The sequence below is a fragment of the Symbiobacterium thermophilum IAM 14863 genome (assembly GCF_000009905.1).
Taxonomy (GTDB): domain Bacteria; phylum Bacillota; class Sulfobacillia; order Symbiobacteriales; family Symbiobacteriaceae; genus Symbiobacterium; species Symbiobacterium thermophilum.
Map to the genome: position 1 here is coordinate 1,036,025 of NC_006177.1, position 16,687 is coordinate 1,052,711.

21 protein-coding genes are annotated in these 16,687 nt (G+C 68.8%); 12 read left to right on the top strand and 9 right to left on the bottom strand.

The features are described 5' to 3' along the window. Positions 1-85: 85 nt before the first annotated feature. From STH_RS04700 to STH_RS04715, 4 genes are all read right to left on the bottom strand, one after another. On the bottom strand, positions 86-607 hold the full coding sequence (locus tag STH_RS04700) for a 4Fe-4S dicluster domain-containing protein (protein ID WP_011195048.1): 522 nt from the start codon (positions 605-607) through the stop codon (positions 86-88). A 160-nt stretch (positions 608-767) separates the two neighbouring features. After that, entirely contained in the window at positions 768-3,032 is a 2,265-nt protein-coding gene (locus STH_RS04705) for a molybdopterin oxidoreductase family protein (RefSeq protein ID WP_011195049.1), read from the bottom strand. Continuing rightward, positions 3,029-3,274, bottom strand: a complete 246-nt coding sequence (locus tag STH_RS04710; RefSeq protein ID WP_011195050.1) for a chaperone NapD — start codon at positions 3,272-3,274, stop codon at positions 3,029-3,031. The genes STH_RS04705 and STH_RS04710 overlap by 4 nt, the downstream gene beginning before the upstream one ends. Further along, the gene (locus STH_RS04715) at positions 3,268-3,693 is read right to left on the bottom strand and encodes a NapC/NirT family cytochrome c (protein ID WP_011195051.1); all 426 of its coding nucleotides are present in this window, start codon (positions 3,691-3,693) and stop codon (positions 3,268-3,270) included. The genes STH_RS04710 and STH_RS04715 overlap by 7 nt, the downstream gene beginning before the upstream one ends. Positions 3,694-4,074: 381 nt before the next feature. Between STH_RS04715 and STH_RS04720 the strand changes: the two genes are divergently transcribed. Together STH_RS04720 and STH_RS04725 are read left to right on the top strand one after the other, a co-directional pair. Then, complete coding sequence (locus STH_RS04720) at positions 4,075-5,115, top strand: sensor histidine kinase (protein WP_011195052.1); 1,041 nt, start codon at positions 4,075-4,077, stop codon at positions 5,113-5,115. Beyond that, complete coding sequence (locus STH_RS04725) at positions 5,112-5,804, top strand: response regulator (protein WP_011195053.1); 693 nt, start codon at positions 5,112-5,114, stop codon at positions 5,802-5,804. The genes STH_RS04720 and STH_RS04725 overlap by 4 nt, the downstream gene beginning before the upstream one ends. A gap of 81 nt (positions 5,805-5,885) precedes the next feature. On the opposite strand, the gene STH_RS04730 is transcribed toward STH_RS04725, so the two are convergent. Next, positions 5,886-6,098, bottom strand: a complete 213-nt coding sequence (locus tag STH_RS04730) for a hypothetical protein (protein WP_043713409.1) — start codon at positions 6,096-6,098, stop codon at positions 5,886-5,888. Positions 6,099-6,385: 287 nt separating this feature from the next. Here STH_RS04730 and STH_RS04735 point away from each other — a divergent pair, with 287 nt between their 5' ends. Both STH_RS04735 and STH_RS04740 read left to right on the top strand, forming a co-directional pair. After that, entirely contained in the window at positions 6,386-7,042 is a 657-nt protein-coding gene (locus STH_RS04735) for a response regulator (protein WP_011195055.1), read from the top strand. 209 nt (positions 7,043-7,251) lie between these two features. Then, positions 7,252-7,689 carry a universal stress protein gene (locus STH_RS04740; RefSeq protein ID WP_043713412.1) on the top strand — a complete coding sequence of 146 codons (438 nt, stop codon included), beginning with the start codon at positions 7,252-7,254 and terminating at the stop codon, positions 7,687-7,689. Between the two features lie 78 nt (positions 7,690-7,767). Here STH_RS04740 and STH_RS04745 read toward each other — a convergent pair whose 3' ends face one another. Further along, positions 7,768-8,529 (bottom strand): patatin-like phospholipase family protein, encoded by a 762-nt coding sequence (locus STH_RS04745; protein ID WP_050742117.1) that lies wholly within the window; start codon positions 8,527-8,529, stop codon positions 7,768-7,770. 202 nt (positions 8,530-8,731) lie between these two features. On the opposite strand from STH_RS04745, the gene STH_RS04750 reads away from it, so the two are divergent. The 4 genes from STH_RS04750 (at position 8,732) to STH_RS04765 (ending at position 11,676) form a co-directional block, all read left to right on the top strand. Continuing rightward, a complete protein-coding gene (locus STH_RS04750) occupies positions 8,732-9,271 on the top strand; it encodes a peroxiredoxin (protein WP_011195058.1) in 540 nt (179 codons plus the stop codon). Positions 9,272-9,288: 17 nt separating this feature from the next. Continuing rightward, the gene (locus STH_RS04755) at positions 9,289-9,735 is read left to right on the top strand and encodes a TlpA disulfide reductase family protein (protein WP_148205486.1); all 447 of its coding nucleotides are present in this window, start codon (positions 9,289-9,291) and stop codon (positions 9,733-9,735) included. Positions 9,736-9,913: 178 nt separating this feature from the next. Beyond that, positions 9,914-10,342 (top strand): hypothetical protein, encoded by a 429-nt coding sequence (locus tag STH_RS18320; RefSeq protein ID WP_011195060.1) that lies wholly within the window; start codon positions 9,914-9,916, stop codon positions 10,340-10,342. Between the two features lie 125 nt (positions 10,343-10,467). After that, the gene (locus tag STH_RS04765; RefSeq protein WP_043713415.1) at positions 10,468-11,676 is read left to right on the top strand and encodes a hypothetical protein; all 1,209 of its coding nucleotides are present in this window, start codon (positions 10,468-10,470) and stop codon (positions 11,674-11,676) included. A 29-nt stretch (positions 11,677-11,705) separates the two neighbouring features. On the opposite strand, the gene STH_RS04770 is transcribed toward STH_RS04765, so the two are convergent. The 3 genes from STH_RS04770 to STH_RS04780 all read right to left on the bottom strand — a co-directional run bounded on the left by STH_RS04770 (position 11,706) and on the right by STH_RS04780 (position 13,757). Next, positions 11,706-13,151 carry an FMN-binding glutamate synthase family protein gene (locus STH_RS04770; protein ID WP_011195062.1) on the bottom strand — a complete coding sequence of 482 codons (1,446 nt, stop codon included), beginning with the start codon at positions 13,149-13,151 and terminating at the stop codon, positions 11,706-11,708. Further along, a complete protein-coding gene (locus STH_RS04775) occupies positions 13,135-13,455 on the bottom strand; it encodes a hypothetical protein (RefSeq protein ID WP_207635391.1) in 321 nt (106 codons plus the stop codon). Before STH_RS04775 ends, STH_RS04770 begins: the two co-directional genes overlap by 17 nt. Before the next feature lie 98 nt (positions 13,456-13,553). Continuing rightward, the gene (locus STH_RS04780) at positions 13,554-13,757 is read right to left on the bottom strand and encodes a tautomerase family protein (protein WP_011195064.1); all 204 of its coding nucleotides are present in this window, start codon (positions 13,755-13,757) and stop codon (positions 13,554-13,556) included. 170 nt (positions 13,758-13,927) lie between these two features. Here STH_RS04780 and STH_RS04785 point away from each other — a divergent pair, with 170 nt between their 5' ends. The 4 genes from STH_RS04785 (at position 13,928) to STH_RS04800 (ending at position 16,589) form a co-directional block, all read left to right on the top strand. Then, complete coding sequence (locus STH_RS04785; RefSeq protein ID WP_158506842.1) at positions 13,928-14,158, top strand: 2-oxoacid:acceptor oxidoreductase family protein; 231 nt, start codon at positions 13,928-13,930, stop codon at positions 14,156-14,158. A 185-nt stretch (positions 14,159-14,343) separates the two neighbouring features. Beyond that, positions 14,344-14,634: a YfhL family 4Fe-4S dicluster ferredoxin gene (locus tag STH_RS04790; RefSeq protein WP_011195066.1), complete on the top strand. Its 291-nt coding sequence runs from the start codon at positions 14,344-14,346 to the stop codon at positions 14,632-14,634. Positions 14,635-14,772: 138 nt separating this feature from the next. Further along, complete coding sequence (locus tag STH_RS04795; protein WP_011195067.1) at positions 14,773-15,996, top strand: serine hydrolase; 1,224 nt, start codon at positions 14,773-14,775, stop codon at positions 15,994-15,996. Between the two features lie 134 nt (positions 15,997-16,130). Beyond that, the gene (locus STH_RS04800; RefSeq protein ID WP_043713417.1) at positions 16,131-16,589 is read left to right on the top strand and encodes a DinB family protein; all 459 of its coding nucleotides are present in this window, start codon (positions 16,131-16,133) and stop codon (positions 16,587-16,589) included. Positions 16,590-16,687 lie beyond the last annotated feature (98 nt).

A 16,687-nucleotide genomic window follows, 5' to 3' on the forward strand; every position in this document is an offset into this window, starting at 1 on the left:
GTCCCATCTCCTCCGGGGCCGGCGCCCTCATGCACCGCGGCCTCCGTGGGTCGCCCACCGCCTGCGGGCCGGGCGCCCCCAAGCCTCAGGGGTTCAGCGGTTCGACGTGTATGGCGGCGGGCTCCACCAGGCAGTGCTCCTCGCAGAGTCCGCACCCCGTGCAGAGCGCTGGATCCACGACCGGCCGGAGGGCGCCCTCCAGCACGATTGCCCGGCCCCGCAGGGGGCAGGCGTTGAAGCAGCTGCGGCAGATGTCGCCCATGTGGGCCAGGCACCGCGTGGCGTCGATGACCGCGGTGCCCATCCGCACCGGCTCCCCGGGTTCCAGGTGCAGCGCCTGGGTGGGGCAGACCGCCGCGCAGGCGGGCGCCTGCCCGCCGCAGAGGTCGCAGGCCGTCTCCCGGGCGGCGATGTAGGGCGTACCCGTGCTGAGCCCGTGCTCCCACCGGGCGATCCGGATGGCCGAGCGCGGGCAGGCCTGGGCGCACTGGCCGCAGCGGAGGCAGAGCCCCAGGAAGAAGGGCTCGGGCAGGGCGCCGGGGGGCCGGAGCAGCCGCCGCCCCAGCCAGCCACCGGCCGCCGGCCGCCAGCACCTGTGCGGCCGCAAACGGGTCGGTGAGGGGCAGCCCCAGGAACCGGGAGCTGACGTAAGTCCCGCGGAACCAGGGGAAGCCCGCGAGCGGCAGCAGGAGGAGCGCCCAGAAAAGGAGCTGGGTGGCGAGGCGCAGCCTGCGCCACCCGATCTTCTTCATCATCGCCCGCACCGCCTACGCCTTCTCAACCCGCACGGCGCAGACCTTGTACTCCATCTGCTTGGAGGTCTCGTCGACCGCGTCGTTGGTCAGGAAGTTGGCGAGCCGCTCGGTGCGGTCGTCGTGCATGAGCAGGAACACCAGCCCCTTCTGGGGCACGGCCCGGCCGCCGACGCGCGCCGTGGCGACCACCTGCCCGCGGCGGCTGGTCAGCTTCACCAGGTCGCCGTTCTGGATGCCGAGCCGGGCGGCGTCCTCCTCATGGATCTCGCAGTAGAACTCGCCCGCGCCCTTCATGATCTCGGGCACCCGCTTCGTCATGGTGATGGTGTGCCAGTGTTCGAGGATCCGCCCGGTGGAGAGGTAAAACGGGTACTCGGCGTCGGGCACCTCGGCCGGATCCCTGTGGGGCCGGGCGTAGATGACCGCCTTGCCGTCGGGCTTGCCGTAGAAGTAGATCCCCGCGCCCTCCGGCACGAAGGGGTCGTCGCCTTCCACATACCGCAGGGTGGTCCCGGCGGGCTGCTTGTCGTTCACCGGCCAGCGGAGGCCGCGCTCCTGCTTGTACCGCTCGTACGGCGCGTAGTCGTAGCCGGTGCCGCCGCCGCCCATCTTCCGGAACTCTTCCCAGATCACCTCGTTGGAGGTGTAGTGGCTGAAGTACTCGCCGTAGCCCAGTCGCTTGGCGATCTCCAGCAGGATCCAGACGTCGGGCCTGGCCTCACCCTTGGGCTCGACGGCCTTGGCCAGGTGCTGGGTCCGGCGCTCGGTGTTGCCGTAGATGCCCTCCTTCTCACACCAGAGGGCGGAGGGCAGCACCACGTCCGCCAGCTCGGTGGTGCGGTTGTGGAAGGCGTCCATGACCACGAGGAAGGTCTTCTCCAGGGAGGCCCGCACCGAGTTCAGGTTGGGCAGCGAGTGGCCGGGGTTGGTGCAGGAGATCAGCAGGGCCTTGATGCGCCCGTCGCCGGCGGCCCGGAACATCTCCATGGTGTGGTAACCGACCTTGTCCGACATCCGGGTATAGTCGACGCCCCACACCGCGGCCACTTCCTTGCGGTGCTGCTCGTTGGTCACCTGGCGGCCGCAGGGCAGCAGGTGGGACAGGCCGCCGCCCTCGCGCACCGAGCCGCAGGCCGAGGGCTGTCCGGTGAGGGAGAAGGGGCTGTTGCCGGGCTGGCAGATCTTGCCCGTCAGCAGGTGCAGGTTGTAGATGGCGTTGTTCAGCCACGTGCCCACCGTGCGCTGGTTGATGCCCATGCACCACAGCGTCATGGTCTTGCGGCCCCGGGCGCCGATCTCCCGGGCAGCCGCCCGGATGTCGTCAGGCGAGAGGCCGGTGATGGGGGCGACCTTCTCCGGGGTGTAGTCCTGCAGGAATGCGACATACTGTTCGAAGGTGATGGCGCCGTTACCATCCTGGAACGTGGTGTGACGCTCGATGAAGTCCGGGTCGTGGAGGCCTTCCTCGATGATCACCTGGGCGAAGGCGTTCAGCAGGGCGAGGTCGGTGCCGGGCCGGAAGGGCAGGAAGATGTCGGCGATGTCGGCCACCCGGTGCCTGCGCGGATCGGCCAGGATGACCTTGACGTCCTTCCCCGTCTGCTTGCGGGTGGTGATGCGGGAGTAGATGATGGGATGGGCCTCCGCGGTGTTGGAGCCGATGATGAAGAAGGTGTCGGCATGCTCGATGTCGTCCAGGTTGCCCATGGGCTCGTCCTTGCCGAACGTGGAGAGGAAGCCGGCCACGGCGGAGGCCATGCACGTGCGCGGGTTGCCCTCGACGTTGTTGGTGCCGATGCAGCCCTTGAAGAGCTTGTTGGCGATGTAGGTCTCCTCGGCGAGGTTCTGGCCGGATCCGTAGAAGCCGACCGAATCGGGGCCGTGCTGGTCGATGGCCTCGCGGAACCTGGCGGCCACCAGGTCGAGCGCCTCGTCCCAGGAGGCTTCGGTGAGCTGGCCGTTCTTCCGGATGAGTGGCTTCAGGATCCGCCCTTCCTCGGTGTTCATGATCCGGTCCAGATAATAGCCCTTGACGCACAGAAGTCCCTTGTTGACCGGGTTCTCCGTGTCGCCCTTCACCGCGACCACCCGGTTGTCCTTCGCAGCCACCATCACGCCGCAACCGACGCCGCAGTAGCGGCAGACAGTCTTGTACCACGTGGCGCCTTCCGTCTCGGGGTTCTGCTTGGGCGCGACGGGCTGCGGCGAGCATCCGGCCGCGACCATGGCGGTGGCGAGGGCCGACGCCTTCACGAACGAACGGCGGGTGAACTTCATGTCCGATCCTCCTCAACGGATTGAATGTACGCCGGCAGGACCGAGTAGACGCCGGGAATGGCCCTCAGGTGGTCAAGTGTCCTGACCGACGCTTCCGTGCCGGGGGATTCCAGGACGCCGACCAGGTAGCCCGGGCGGCCTCCCGGGGTGATGTCGGACAACCCCGGCACGCCGGCCAGCCGCGCCGCGACCGCCTCCACCCGGGCGGGGTCGCACTGGAACACCAGTCCGCTGATCACCATTTCCGGTCCTCCCTGACGCCGTGTGGATCGTCGAAGTGGCAGTTCAGGCAGCCGCGGTTCTCCGGCACGCGGACGTGGTCGGTCTGCACGTGGCAGGCGATGCAGTTGTCCAGCAGGATCTGCTCGCTCTCCGGGGACAGTTGGATGTCCTCGTAGCCCGTGATGGTCGCCCACACGTGCTTGAACCCCGCCTCGTACTTGGCCGGGATCGAGGCGAGCCCCTGGGGCAGGTGGCACTGGGTGCAGGCGACCGCCGCGTGGTCGGACTGGGCGTGGGTTGTGCGGAACTCTTGCATGGAGTGGCACGTGGCGCAGGTCGCCGGCTCCGCGCCGGTGGCGGTGATGACCGACGGCCCGCCGATGAGCAGGACAAGGGCCGCGGCCGCGACGGCGACGAGGATCCACCCGCGCTTGGTCACACAAATCCCTCCCGTGGATTCATCTGCCCTTCAGGGTAGTAGTAAAGGATTTCGGAGGGATTACACGGAGATTGGGATACCCTTGGGCGGGGACAAGGAAAGTATCAGAAAAGGGGGGGTGTAAAGGTCTACATCCCCCGGCAGAGTGGGCCTTTGTATCTACGAAGTCGTGTTGGCATCTCCTCGGCGCGTCGGGGAAGGGATCCGGCGGAGAAACAGCGAATGTAGACTTTTGAGCTATCGACAGGGGCTCGACCGGCGCCTGATCCGTCCCCGGACTTAGGGCGCCGCTCATATATTGTGACACGTCAAGGAGAGTGGGGCCGGTCAGGCGCGCGGCGCGCCCGTGACCACCTGGCCCCGGAGGTCGTGGAGGTCTAGATGCGGTTGCTCTCGTACCTGCACAGCCGGACCAGCCTGTTCACCAAGGTCCTGGTGGCCAACGCGGCCATCGCCGTCATCGGCGCCACATGCGCGGTGCTCATCGCGACCCACTTCTGGAACAGCCAGGAGCACGCGCCCATATGGGAGTTCGGCCTCATCGCCGTCGGCCTCGTGGTGTCGCTGGGCGTCAACTACGCCCTGCTGCGGGTCGCCTTCCGGCCGCTGTTCACCCTGCATGCGACGCTGGACAGGGTCAGGCGGGGCGACTTCTCCGCCCGGGTGCCGATGGTGCCCGGCGATCCGGACATCGCCCGGGTGAGCGAGATGGCCAACCTGATGCTCGACCGGCTGGCGGAGCACCGCCAGGCCGTGGCGGCCCAGATCCTCCGGGCGCAGGAGGAGGAGCGGAAGCGCATCGCCCGGGAGCTGCACGACGAGACGGCCCAGTCGCTCACGTCGATCGTCGTCAACCTGGAGGCGATCGAGCGGCAGGCCGTGGGCAGCGGCGTCGACGAAGCCCTGTGCGAGCGGCTCCACCTGACCAAGGAGGTCGCACAGCGGACGCTGGACGAGACGCGGCGGCTCATGATGGACCTGCGCCCGTCGGTGCTGGATGACCTGGGCCTGGTTCCCGCCCTCCGCTGGTTCATCAACCACCGGGTGCTGCCGGCCGGCCTGGAGGCCGACTTCCAGGTGAGCGGGCTCACCGAACGGCTGCCCGAGGAGCTGGAGACCGCGCTGTTCCGCATCATGCAGGAAGCGATCACCAATGTGGTGAAACATGCGAAGGCGAAGACCGTGCTGGTGCGGCTCCACCGGGAGCACGGCGAGATCACGGGACTTGTGGTCGACGACGGACAGGGATTCCACGTGGTGCATACGGTGGGACAACCGGTGCGGGACCGGGGGCTCGGACTCTTCGGCATGCAGGAGCGGGCCGCCCTGGTGGGCGGCAAGGTGGTCGTGGAGTCTGCACCGGGCCGGGGGACTACGGTGCGGGTGACGGTTCCGGATCGCAGAGGGGGGGACGTGCGATGAGTCCGATTCGTGTGCTGCTGGTAGACGATCACGCCATCCTGCGGGAAGGCATCCGATACCTGCTCTCCGCCAGCGGGGAGGTGGAGGTGATCGGCGAGGCCCAGGACGGCGTCGAGGCGCTGGAGATGGTGGAGAAGCTCCGGCCCGACGCGGTGCTGATGGACATCGCCATGCCGCGCATGAACGGCATCGAGGCGACCAAGGAGCTGAAGAAGCGTCACCCCGACCTGCCGGTGCTGATCCTGTCGATGTACGACAGCGAGGAGTACGTTCTGCCCATCCTGCGGGCCGGCGCCGCCGGGTACGTGCTGAAGCGGGCCGCCGCGCAGGAGCTGGTCTCGGCCCTGAAGGCGGTGACGTCGGGCCAGGTCATCCTACACCCGGACGTGGCCCGGACCGTGATGGACAACCTGCAGGCGCAGGAGAGTCCACAGGGGCCGCCCGTAGCGCCGAGGGGCGCCTCCGAGGCCCAGGCGCAGCTGGCCCAGCTGACCGAGCGGGAGCGGGAGGTCCTCACGCTCATCGCCCACGGCCTGACCAACCAGCAGATCGCCGAGAGGCTGTTCATCTCCATCAAGACCGTGCAGGCGCACCGGGCGAACCTCATGGAAAAGCTCGACCTGCATGACGCGGTCGAGCTCACCAAGTTCGCCATCAAGAGCGGCCTGCTGCCGCTTGACGAGATCTGACCCGTCCAGGGTCAGAAAGGCGCAAGTGGCAGCAGGCCACTTGCGCCTGAAGGAGCCTTCCTGCGCGTCGGGCCGGGCGCCTCAGCGGGTCAGGCTCGGCGCGGCGCCGTGGACGGCGAGCGTGCGCCGGGGCCGGACGTCGTAGACCAGCCCCTCGTACAGCACCGTCAGGTTGCCCAGGGACACGGCGCGCAGGCCCGGCAGGTACTCCAGGTCGTCCACGTCAAACCCCGGTTCCACGTGAATGGAGATGGTGCGGCCGTTCAACAGCTTGAGCTGCAGCTCGTTGAACACGTCTCCGCCTCCTCCCATGCAGTGCAGGGTGTGCGAGGACACGGTTCTGCGCCATCGGTTCCCAAAGCCGCGGCCGGCCAGGGTGACATGAACGTCCGCGCATAGTATGCCCGTTTTGCCCGTGCCGCCCGCGTGTAGCGCACTTACAGTATGGGTAAGACTAGGCTATAATAGTCATTGAAGTAGCCAAAATGGCTTGTACGTAACTTTCCGACTAGGGCGAGGGATCGGTTGTCCGGCATCCCCTGTCATGATAAAGTCTAGATGGAGAGGAGGGCACCCGAACGATGAAAGTCTTGATCGTAGATGATCACCTCATGCTTCGGAAGGGTGTACTGAGTGTCCTTTCGAATACCGATCTTGAGGTCATCGGCGAGGCATCGAACGGTCAGGAAGCACTGGAGCTGGTTCCCAAGCTGAAGCCAGACCTGGTGCTCATGGACATCAACATGCCGGTGCTCGACGGCGTCGAGGCGACCCGGAAGCTGAAGCAGATGTACCCGGACCTCAAGGTCGTTATCCTCACGGTCTCGGAGATCGACAAGGATCTCTTCGAGGCGATCAAGGCCGGCGCGGACGGCTACCTGCTGAAGAACCTGGGGCCTGAGGAACTGGTCTCCTCTCTGCGTGCGGCGATCTCCGGCGAGGCGCCCATCTCGTCGGTCATGGCGGCCAAGATGCTGAAGGAGTTCCGCCAGCCGCGCGCCAACACCACGGGCAAGCAGCCCGGTCAGCAGCTCTCCCCCCGGGAGATCGAAGTGCTGCGCCTGGCTTCGACCGGCCTGACCTACAAGGAGATTGCCGCCAAGCTGTACGTGGCCGAGTCCACGGTGAAGAACCACATGCGGCACATCCTCGAGAAGCTGCACCTGCGCAACCGGTCCGAGGCGGTGGGGTACGCCATCCGGACCGGGCTGGCCGGCGAGCCGCCCAGCAATCGGTAGCGAACGCAATGGGACCACCTGTGCACACAGGTGGTCTTTTTCTCGCTGTTGCGACTTGGCTCAGTCCGGAAATTAGTCTACATTAGAATCAGTCGAACGAACGATTTTGGTCTACCCCGCGGTGCGGCTAAGATTCAGACAGAAGAATCGTGCGGTACCGCTGGGGGGCGGCACCCCGACCGTTTCCCAACTGGAGGAGGCGATGGGTCGTGAAGAAGATTCTGCTCGCGACCGACGGCAGCGAGAGCTCCCTGAAGGCCGCCCGGATTGCGGGAGAGCTGGCCTCTCTGCAGAACGCTCAGGTGATCGTCCTTTACGTGGCGCACGTTCCGCGGGCCTACTACGCCACCGACGAGTTTGGCAACAAGGTCACCCCTGAGGTGCCCATGGACGTGCTGATCCGGCGCACCGGCGAGCCCATCCTGCGCAAGACCGTGTCCGCCATCGGCCTGCCCGAGTCGCAGGTGGTGACGGAGGTGCAGGTGGGCGAGCCGGCCGAGGAGATCGTCGATTACGCCCGGTTGGAGGAGGTGGACCTGATCGTGATGGGCAGCCGGGGCCTCAGCCCGATCCGGGAGCTGCTGCTGGGCAGTGTGTCGGACAAGGTCCTGCGCACCGCCCCGTGCCCGGTGCTCATCGCCCGGTAACCGCCATCCAACTGTCACCCCGGCCGCCGGACATCGGCGGCCGGGGTGCGGCTGTATTCCCCGGGGCGCGGGCGGAGATCAGGCCCAGAAGGACCGCACCTGAAGGGCCGCCTCCGCGCCCTGCCGACGCCCGTTCTCCAGGGCGTCGAAGATGCGGGCGGGGTCCATGAGGTTGTCGCCGAACACCTGCAGGGTCGCGGGGTCGGGCAGCACCGTCAGCACCCGGGAACCGTCCGCCTCCAGCGCAGCCCGCTCCTTCTGCAGCATCTCGTGCCCCCGCGGGTACTTCGGCCCGCCCATGGGCGCGACGATCAGCACACGGCGGAAGCCCGCCGCCTGGTCGGCGTGCGTCCCCGACCACGCCCCTCCGTCCACGTAGCGGCGGCCGTTGATCAGCACCGTGGGCAGGAGGCCCGGTACGGCGCAGCTGGAGGCCAGGGCCCGGGCCAGCGGTATCCCCGAGGCGTTCGTCCACATCACCGGCTCGCCCGTCTCCGCGTCGACGGCCGAGATCCTGAGGGGCTTCTCCGGCCAGGGGACGTCGCCCAGGGGGGCCTGGAACAGGCCGACCCATTCGTCCTCGGTCAGCCCGGCGCCCGTGGCCACCTTGGCGACCGCGGCAGGCGGGAGGCCCATGCCGGCCGCGACGAGGTGTGTGAGCTGCGCGGGGTCGACCCCGTAGCGGATGAGGGTGCCGACCACGGAACCGGCGGAGGTGCCCACCACCAGGTCCGCGGAGCCCAGGTCCACGCCGGCCTCTTTCCAGGCTGCGGTCAGCCCCACCATCCAGGCGATGCCCAGGACGCCGCCTCCGCCCATCACCAGCGCTCTGTCCGTCATGCCTTCGGCCAACTCCCTTCCACAGCAGCAGTATGGCAAAGATGCACAGTGGAGATACTGGATCTGGCGCCGCCGGGGTTGCCGGCATCGGGCCTGTCTTGATAAAGTCGTAACTTTCACGACGAACCCGCTGCCATGTCCCTGGCGTCACAAGTACGGAACCCCTTAGATTGATTCTAACTGTCAAGGAGGTCTCTGCGACATGCGTCTGGTTGGTAAGCCTGCTCCTGACTTCACGATGCTGTCCACCAAGGACCTGGACAAGCTCGATCAGAAGGTCAGCCTCTCCGACTACAAGGGCAAGTGGCTGATCCTGTTCTTCTACCCGGCGGACTTCACGTTCGTGTGCCCCACTGAGATCACGGCGTTCAACGACCGGGTGCAGGAGTTCCAGGATGCCAACTGCGAGATCCTCGGCGTGTCCGTCGACTCCGTGTACTCGCACCGGGCCTGGATCAAGACCCCGAAGGAGGAGGGCGGCCTCGGCCCCGTCAACTACCCGCTCGCCTCGGACATCACCAAGGAGGTCTCCCGGGCCTACGGCGTGCTGATCGAGGAGGAGGGCGTGGCGCTGCGCGGCCTCTTCATCATCGACCCCGACGGCATCGTCCGCTACCAGGTCGTGCACGACAACAACATCGGCCGGAACGTGGACGAGGTGCTCCGGGTCCTGGAGGCCCTGCAGGCCGGCGGCCTGTGCGCGGCCAACTGGAAGCCCGGCGACGCCCTGCTGAAGGTGTAGCGAGGGAGGCCTGCTTCATGCCGATGCGCCTTGGCAGCCCGATGCCCCCCCTCGAAGGGGCAACCGGGTCCTACAACGCGGAAGGGTTCGATCCCGCACAGCTGTCCGGGCATCCGGTGCTGATTCACTTCTGGGCGGTGTCCTGCCACATCTGCCACGAGGTCATGGACCAGGTGCTGCAGTACCGGGACATGTACCAGCCCAAGGGGCTCAAGGTGGTCGCCATCCACATGCCCAAGGAGGAGGGCGACCTGGACACGGCCAAGGTGGAACGGGACATCGCGCAGTACGGGATCACGCAGCCGGTCCTCCTGGATCACCGGCACGCCCTGGCGCAGGCGTTCCAGAACCAGTTCGTGCCTGCCTTCTTTCTCTTCGACGCGCAGGGAAACCTCTTCTTCCGGGCTGCGGGAGACAAGGGACTCCAGAACCTCGGCCCCAAGCTGGAGCAGCTCCTGGGCTGATCCTTTCGGACTATGGCGGCCGCCCTTTCACAGGGCGGCCGCTACTGCTGGTCGCCTAGGGCTCACGCCTCAGGGCCGCGGCCCCGGAATCGCTGGCGGCACCGATGGGAACGGCGGGTCGCGGCGGTTATACTGACGCCAGCAGGGGGCCGCGCGCGGCGAGGGGAGGGGATGACGAGTGAGCTGGAAGTCGGTGCGCGACCTTCTGCCGCTCGTGGTGCTCCACGTGGCCGCCGCCGCGGTGCACGCGGCGAGCGCCGTGGGACTGAGCGGCGTCCGGCCGGGTGCGGCCTTCGAGGTTGCCCTCGCGTTCGTGGCGCTGGTCGTCCCCATGGCGGCGGTGCTGGCCCTGGCAGCGGGGATGCGCCGGGTCGGCGCGGCGCTCCTGGTTCTGTCGTACCTGGGCGTCGCCGGCCTGACCCTGGTCGGGCACCTGGGCCTGAACTTGCTGGTGAACGCGTTGGACTCAGCCCCTTCCGCCTTCCGCACGGCGTTCTTCGCGAGCGGCCTGGTCATGCCGGTGATCCAGGTCTGCGGCGTGGTGGAGGCGCTGCGCACCTGGGGGTTGATCGCCGAGCCCCGGCGGAACCGGCTGTCGGTCAAGTGAGCGCCACAGGCCCCCACCGCCGGGTGGGGGCCTCGTCGTGTGCTGTGACCCGCGTCACGGGGCCGATCGGGTGCACTGCGGTATGGTTGAAGCGAAAGGTACGTCCTGACAGGAGGTCAACGGAGATGCACGCGGCCAACATCCTGCTCCGCTCCTCCGCCCGGTGGCTGGCGGTGGTGCTGCCCCTGGGCGTCCTGATCCGTTCCGCCTTCGTGTGGCTCTATACCCCAGGCCCCTTCTACTGGGGAGACCTGATCCACGCCCACAGCCATACCGCGTACTTCGGCTGGGCGGGGCTCGGGCTGATGGGGCTCATCCTGCACCTCCTGCCCCGGTTCACCGGCCGGCCCGTGGCCGAATCCCGACCGCTGACCTGGCTGCTGCGGCTCGCCCCGTGGGCGGTGGGCGGCGCCCTGGTCACCTTCGCCTGGTGGGGGTACGCCGGGCCGTCGATCGGTTTCGCCGCCCTCAACGAGGTGCTGTGGGTCCTCTTCGCCGTGGTGTTCTGGCGGGAGGTGCGGGGCCGGCCCCTTCGCGACTGGCCCGCGCCCCTGGTGCTGATGGGCGCGGCGGTCCTCCTGCTGCTGCTCTCCATTTCGGGGACGACGCTGGTGATCATCTCCGAGGCGGTGCTCGACGGCGCCTTTCCCCTGCTCTACCAGGCCGGGGTCTACCTGTTCCTCGAGCTCTACGCCGACGGCTGGGTGGAGATCGGCCTCATGGGCGTTGTGCTGGCCCTGGCCGAGCGGGAGGCGGCCGGGGGCCAGGCGGACGAGGGGCCCGCGGCGCGGCGCGTGGCCACGGCGGCGCTGCTGCTTGTGGGCCCGGCCGCCCTGCGGATGCTGATCCCGCGGGGACTGGAAGGGCCGCTGGTCTGGCTCAGCATCGCGGCCGGGGCGCTGTTCGGCCTTGCGCAGCTGTACTTCCTGGCGATCGCGCGTCGGCTTCGGCTGCCGGCGGCCGCCGGGCCGTGGTGGCGCCTGGCCGCGCTCAGCCTCGCCCTGAAAGCCGCCCTGGAGTTCATGCCGGTCCTGCCGGCCTGGTCCGCGCTGGCCCTGGACCGCAACCCCGTGATCGCCTACCTGCACCTGAAGCTGCTGCTTCTGGCCTCCAGCGGCCTGCTGGGCGCCCTGGCCGCGGTGCGCGGGGCCGCCGAGCCGTGGTCGTTCCGGCTCTACGCGGCCGGCTCGGTGGTCATGGTCGCTGCGCTGGCCGCGCACGGCCTGCTGGCCCGGGCGATTCCGGCGGTCAACTGGCCCCTGTACGCCGTGGCGTTCGCCGCGGCGTTCCCCGCCGCGGCGGGCGGCATCTGGGGAGCGCAGCCCTGGCGCTGACAGGCCCCGGGGTCGGCGGGCAGGGTGGCTCAGTGCACGGGCTCGGCGGAGAACGGTTCCGCAGCGGGCGGGCCGGGCGGCTCCGCCCAACCGGGGAGCCGCCTGTCGGGCGCCACTTCGGGGAAGAGCCTGTGCTGCCGGTCCGGCGCCACGAGCCCCAGCTGCACCCCGGTGGCCCGGGCCAGCACGGGATCGAGGGTGCAGAGGTCGGACCGGCCGATCTCGGAGAGCGCGGTGCGCCCCAGCGTGACGGCCACCATCTCCATCTCGCGGACGCAGGCGTTCAGGAACCGCTGGAGGCTGCGGGCGGCTCGATCCACGTCCAGTTCCCCGGTCCGTTTCCCCGTATAGACGACCAGACTGGTGGGCGGCTCAAAGGGCAGCGCCTCGGCGGCCTGCTCGCCAATCAGGGTCATCAGGGCGGCCGTGCCGGTGTAGACCGCGTCGGCGCCCAGGGCCATTGCCTTCAGCATCTGCCCGGGAGTGATGAGGCCGCCGGCGGCGATCAGGCTGACGTCGCCGGCGGCCTTCTGCCGTACCAGGAAGTCGCGCGCCCGGGCGACCGCGTAGAGCGTCGGCAGCCCCACGTCGTCCTGCAGGGTCGGGGCGCCCCCGTGGGTGCCGCCCTCAGCCCCGTCCACGGTGACGAAGTCGACGCCCGCCTCCAGCGCCACGGCCAGCTCCCGTTCCAGGTGGTGCGTGGCGGCCAGCTTCACCCCCACGGGAACGCCCGTCTCCGCCCGCAGCCGGCGGACGAGCCGGATGAAGTCCGCCTGGGAGTTCACGCCCGGCAGGCGGGAGTGGATGACCGCATCCTGACCCGGTTCCAGGCCGAAGGCGGCGCGGAAGTCCGGGCCGATGTTCCGGGCAGAGGTCCGCTGCGGCGTGGATCCCTGGGCCCCCTGTCCCGGCTGGATCTCGATCGCGTCCACCCGCCGGTACTGCTCGGGCCGGTTGAGCCAGCCGCCCCGGTTGTACTGGCCGATCAGGAGGCGCGCGGCGGCCCGCTCCTCCTCCAGCAGGGGGGCCTCGCCGGTGTTGGTGGCCGTGCCCACCGCCGTGGCGGCCCGGGCCAGCGCGATCTTCGCCCGCTTGGAGAGCGCGCCGCCGAAGGACATGCCGGCGATCAGGACGGGGATGGCCACGGTGAGGGGTCGCCGGGCCCGGGGTCCGATGGTCACGGCCGTGTCGATGGGGACGTTCTCGGGGGTGGGGAAGCGGCAGAGGTGGACGGGGTTGAACAGGAGCTTATCCCAGGGGGAGAGGCGGAGGGGGCTGCCCAGGGGGCGCGGCGCCGGCGCGCCCTGGGCAGCCCGCATCGTGATCTCCAGGGCGTTCAGCCCGCCGACCTTGCGCAGGGCCCCCACCATCTCCCCGATGGACTCCGGGTACTCGTCCCGCACGACCCGGGCGAGCGCCCGGTCCACCGTCTCGTCGATCGCGGCCCGGAGCCACTTCTCAATGAGCCGGAGCACGATCCTCCCCCCCTTCCGGCCGCCGCTCCAGCGCACTCTGGATGTCTGCCATCCGCCGGGCCAGCTCGCCGCAGACGTGTTTCACCATGGACAGCTGGCGGGCGGCGCTCTGCTCCTCCGTGGCCAGGTCCAGGAGCGCGCGGTCGTCGAACCGGTTCAGGGCGTCATAATGCTCCCGCTCGATCATGGCCAGGGTGCCGGCCACGGTCTCGATGCGGCCCAGCTCCGAGATGATGTACTGGCAGGTCGCACTCAGCTCTTCAGGGTTCATGGCGATGACCTCCGGATGGGTATGCTGCACCATCAGTTTGCCCATCCGGAGGCGGGGATCATCTCGCCGCGGACGCCGCCCGGGGGGCCCGTCGGGTGCGGCCGTGCAACGCCGGAACCGTGTGTGTTCGGTTACATGCCCTTCTTCCGCCGCTCCGTCACGGTCTCGCCCGCAATGCCCCAGTTGTCGGTGTCGACCTCCTCGATAATCACGAAGGTGGTCTGCGGGTTCTTGCCCAGCACCTCCTGGAGCAGGCGGGTGGCGCCGGCGATCAGCTGCTTTTTCTGCTCGGGCGTGGCGCCCTCCCGCGTGATCTTGATGTTCACATACGGCACGTGTTCGACCTCCCTTGCCTTCGCGTGTTGCATCCGCCAGGACGAGCGGGCCAGGGGCGCTGCGGGGCGACCCGTGGACCGAGCCTGCGGCCTGGCTCTGCGATGATTGTAGGGAACGGCACGAATCAGCAAAATGGCCAGAAGATATGATTTCAGGCTGTCGCCCCGGTGTGGAGCGAAAGTGCCACGTGGACGGCCAGGTGCACCAGGTGGAGATCACCCGCATCGCCCGCGAGGTGACCGGCCGGGCCCTCACGGCCAACGTCGTGGCCCTGGGCGTGCTGAACCGGCTCTGCCGGCTGGTCAGCGACGAGGCCTTGGTGGAGGCGGTGCTGGAGACGGTGCCCCGCGGCACCGAGGCGATCAACCGGAAGGCGCTGGAGGCCGGGATGGCGATCTGATCCGGACGCTCATTGATAACCATTCTCAACCAGAAAATAGCCCGTGGCTCCCTTGACGGGCCTGTGCCCGGCGGGTATCCTTAAAGTGTGTTTTGATTACCCGTATCGGGTACAAGGGGCAAGGTAACCATTAGGGCTGCACCCCACAGCGATGTCGGCGTGCGCCTCAAAGGAGGAGAAGATCCGTGGCGGTAAAGATTATTGATACTTGCATCTCGTGCGGCGCCTGCGAACCGGAGTGCCCCAACGAGGCCATCAGCCCGGGCGACACCATCTACGTGATCGATCCTGACAAGTGCACCGAGTGCTACGGCTTCTACAGCGAGTCCCAGTGCATCGCCGTCTGCCCGGTCGAGTGCATCATCCCCGATGAGGATCACGTCGACGACGTCGAGAGCCTGACGGCCAAGTTCAACCGGCTGCATCCGGGCCAGGAGATGAAGAACACCGACAGCTGGACCAAGCCCGGCGCGTAAGGTGTAAACCAGAGGACGGTCTCCCGGACCGTCCTCTCTTGATGTGTTATTTCATCAGAATAGTCAGTACATATCCGCAACCGCTGCTGCCCCGGGGGCGTCTCAGGAAAGGAGAACGCAGACAGAGGTGGGCAGAGCGTGCAGCGGGCAGTGACTGCGGGCATTCTGTGGGGGGTCGTGGGCCTGGCGGCGGCGGTCGGCGCCGCCTGGCTGGTGGCACGGCCGGCGGAGCCGGCCATCCTCGCGTCGCCTGCGGGTTCAGGCGGGGCGCCGGACGGACGGCGTGCGCAGCAGGGCGCCGGGCGGGAGGTGTATGCCCAGCCTGCGCTGGCCAACCGGGCCGAGCAGGTCGGGGAGCTTTTTCCGGCCGGCTCGGCGCCCCTGGTCGGGCAGGCTGAGCCGGTCGGGCAGGCTGAGCCGGTCGGGCAGGCTGAGCCGGTCGGGCAGGCTGAGCCGGTCGATCCGGTCGAGCCGGTCGGGCAGGCGGCGGTCGATCGGGCCGGGCTGCCCCCGGCGGCCCATCCGCTGGCCGACTACCAGCCGATGCACGTGGAGCCGGTGGAGCCGATCATCCCCGCCCCGCCGGAGGACGTGCCGGAGCTTTGGCGGCCGCTGCACGAAACGGTGTATGCGGTCGCCGTGGAGTACCCGGGCCGCATCAGCGTCGTGGCGGTGGACCTCACCACCGGCAGCCGGTACGAGTTCCGGGCGCGGGATCCGTACCTGCCGGCCTCCACCTTCAAGCTCCCCGTCGCCCTCTGCGTGTTGGAGGCCATTGACGCCGGGGAAATGGCCTGGAACACCCTGGTCACCTACACCGAGGAGGACTACGAGCCGGTGGGGGCCGGCGGCTTCGCCCAGGCCGCCTTCGGGAGCCGGTGGACGGTGCGGAACCTGGTCGACCGCTCCCTGATCTCGTCCAACAACGTGGCCGTCAAGATGCTGGCCCGCACGCTCACCTGGGACGGGCTCCTGGCCTGCACCACCGCGATGGGCGGCCCGGTCACCCGCACAGAGGAGGGCTCCACGCCGGTCTCCGCCGCGGACGAGGCGGCGTGGTGGCTGCGGCTGTGGGAGCTGAGCAGGGAGCGGCCCGAGCTGGCAGAGCAGCTCCTCCGGCCGCTGCGCCAGGCGACCTACCGCGGGCGCATCCAGGCCGGCACGCCCCGTCCGGAGCTGGTTACCCACAAGTTCGGCACCTATGCCGGCTACGACCACGACGGGGGGATCGTCTGGGCCGAGCGGCCCTACGCGCTGGTCGTGCTCACCTACGGCGGGGGCGAGTACCTGGCCGACCGGGCCATTGAGCGCATCGCGGCCGCCGCCTGGGCGTCCGTCATGGGAGACGCGGCCGGCCGGTGAACGGGTGCCGCCGCGCGGCGATCCGGTGGGCGGGACGCAGGGATTTCGGGCGACCCGGCAAATCCATTGGACTGGAGGAGCGGGGCCACCATCCGGCGGCCAGGGCGGTGGCCGCATGCAGAGGGGGGAATCCGATGCTGGCTTTTGACCTGTACCGCCATTGGGAGACCGATCTGCGCCCCTTCACCGTGAACGCCTTGCGCCGCATGACGCCGGAACAGCTGGCCTGGAAGCCGCCGGGATGGCACTCCAGCGCCTTCGAGCTGGCCGAGCACATGGCGCTCTGCGAGTGGGTCTGGATCTACCGGAACGCCCTGAAGGTGGTGCCCTGGGAGGCGCGGTGGGAATCGGGCCGTTTCCCCGACCTCGACAGCCTGCTCCAATACTGGGACGAGATCCACCGGGTCACCGTCCAGTGGCTGAAGGACACCCCGATCAGCCAGCTGGGCCGGAAGCTGCCCATGCCGTACCCGGACATGCCGTGGGCGACGATGGACTGGGTGATCTACCACGTGATGGAGCACGAGATCCACCACCGGGGCCAGATCTTCATGCTCATGCGCATGCAGGGGATCGACCCGCCCGAGATCTAGCGGGGCCTCGACACGGAGGCCCCGCTCTCCGCGATGTGCCGCCGCCGCGTGTCGACGGCGCCGCGGCGGGTGTATCCTAGGGATGAGCCGCGGCCGCC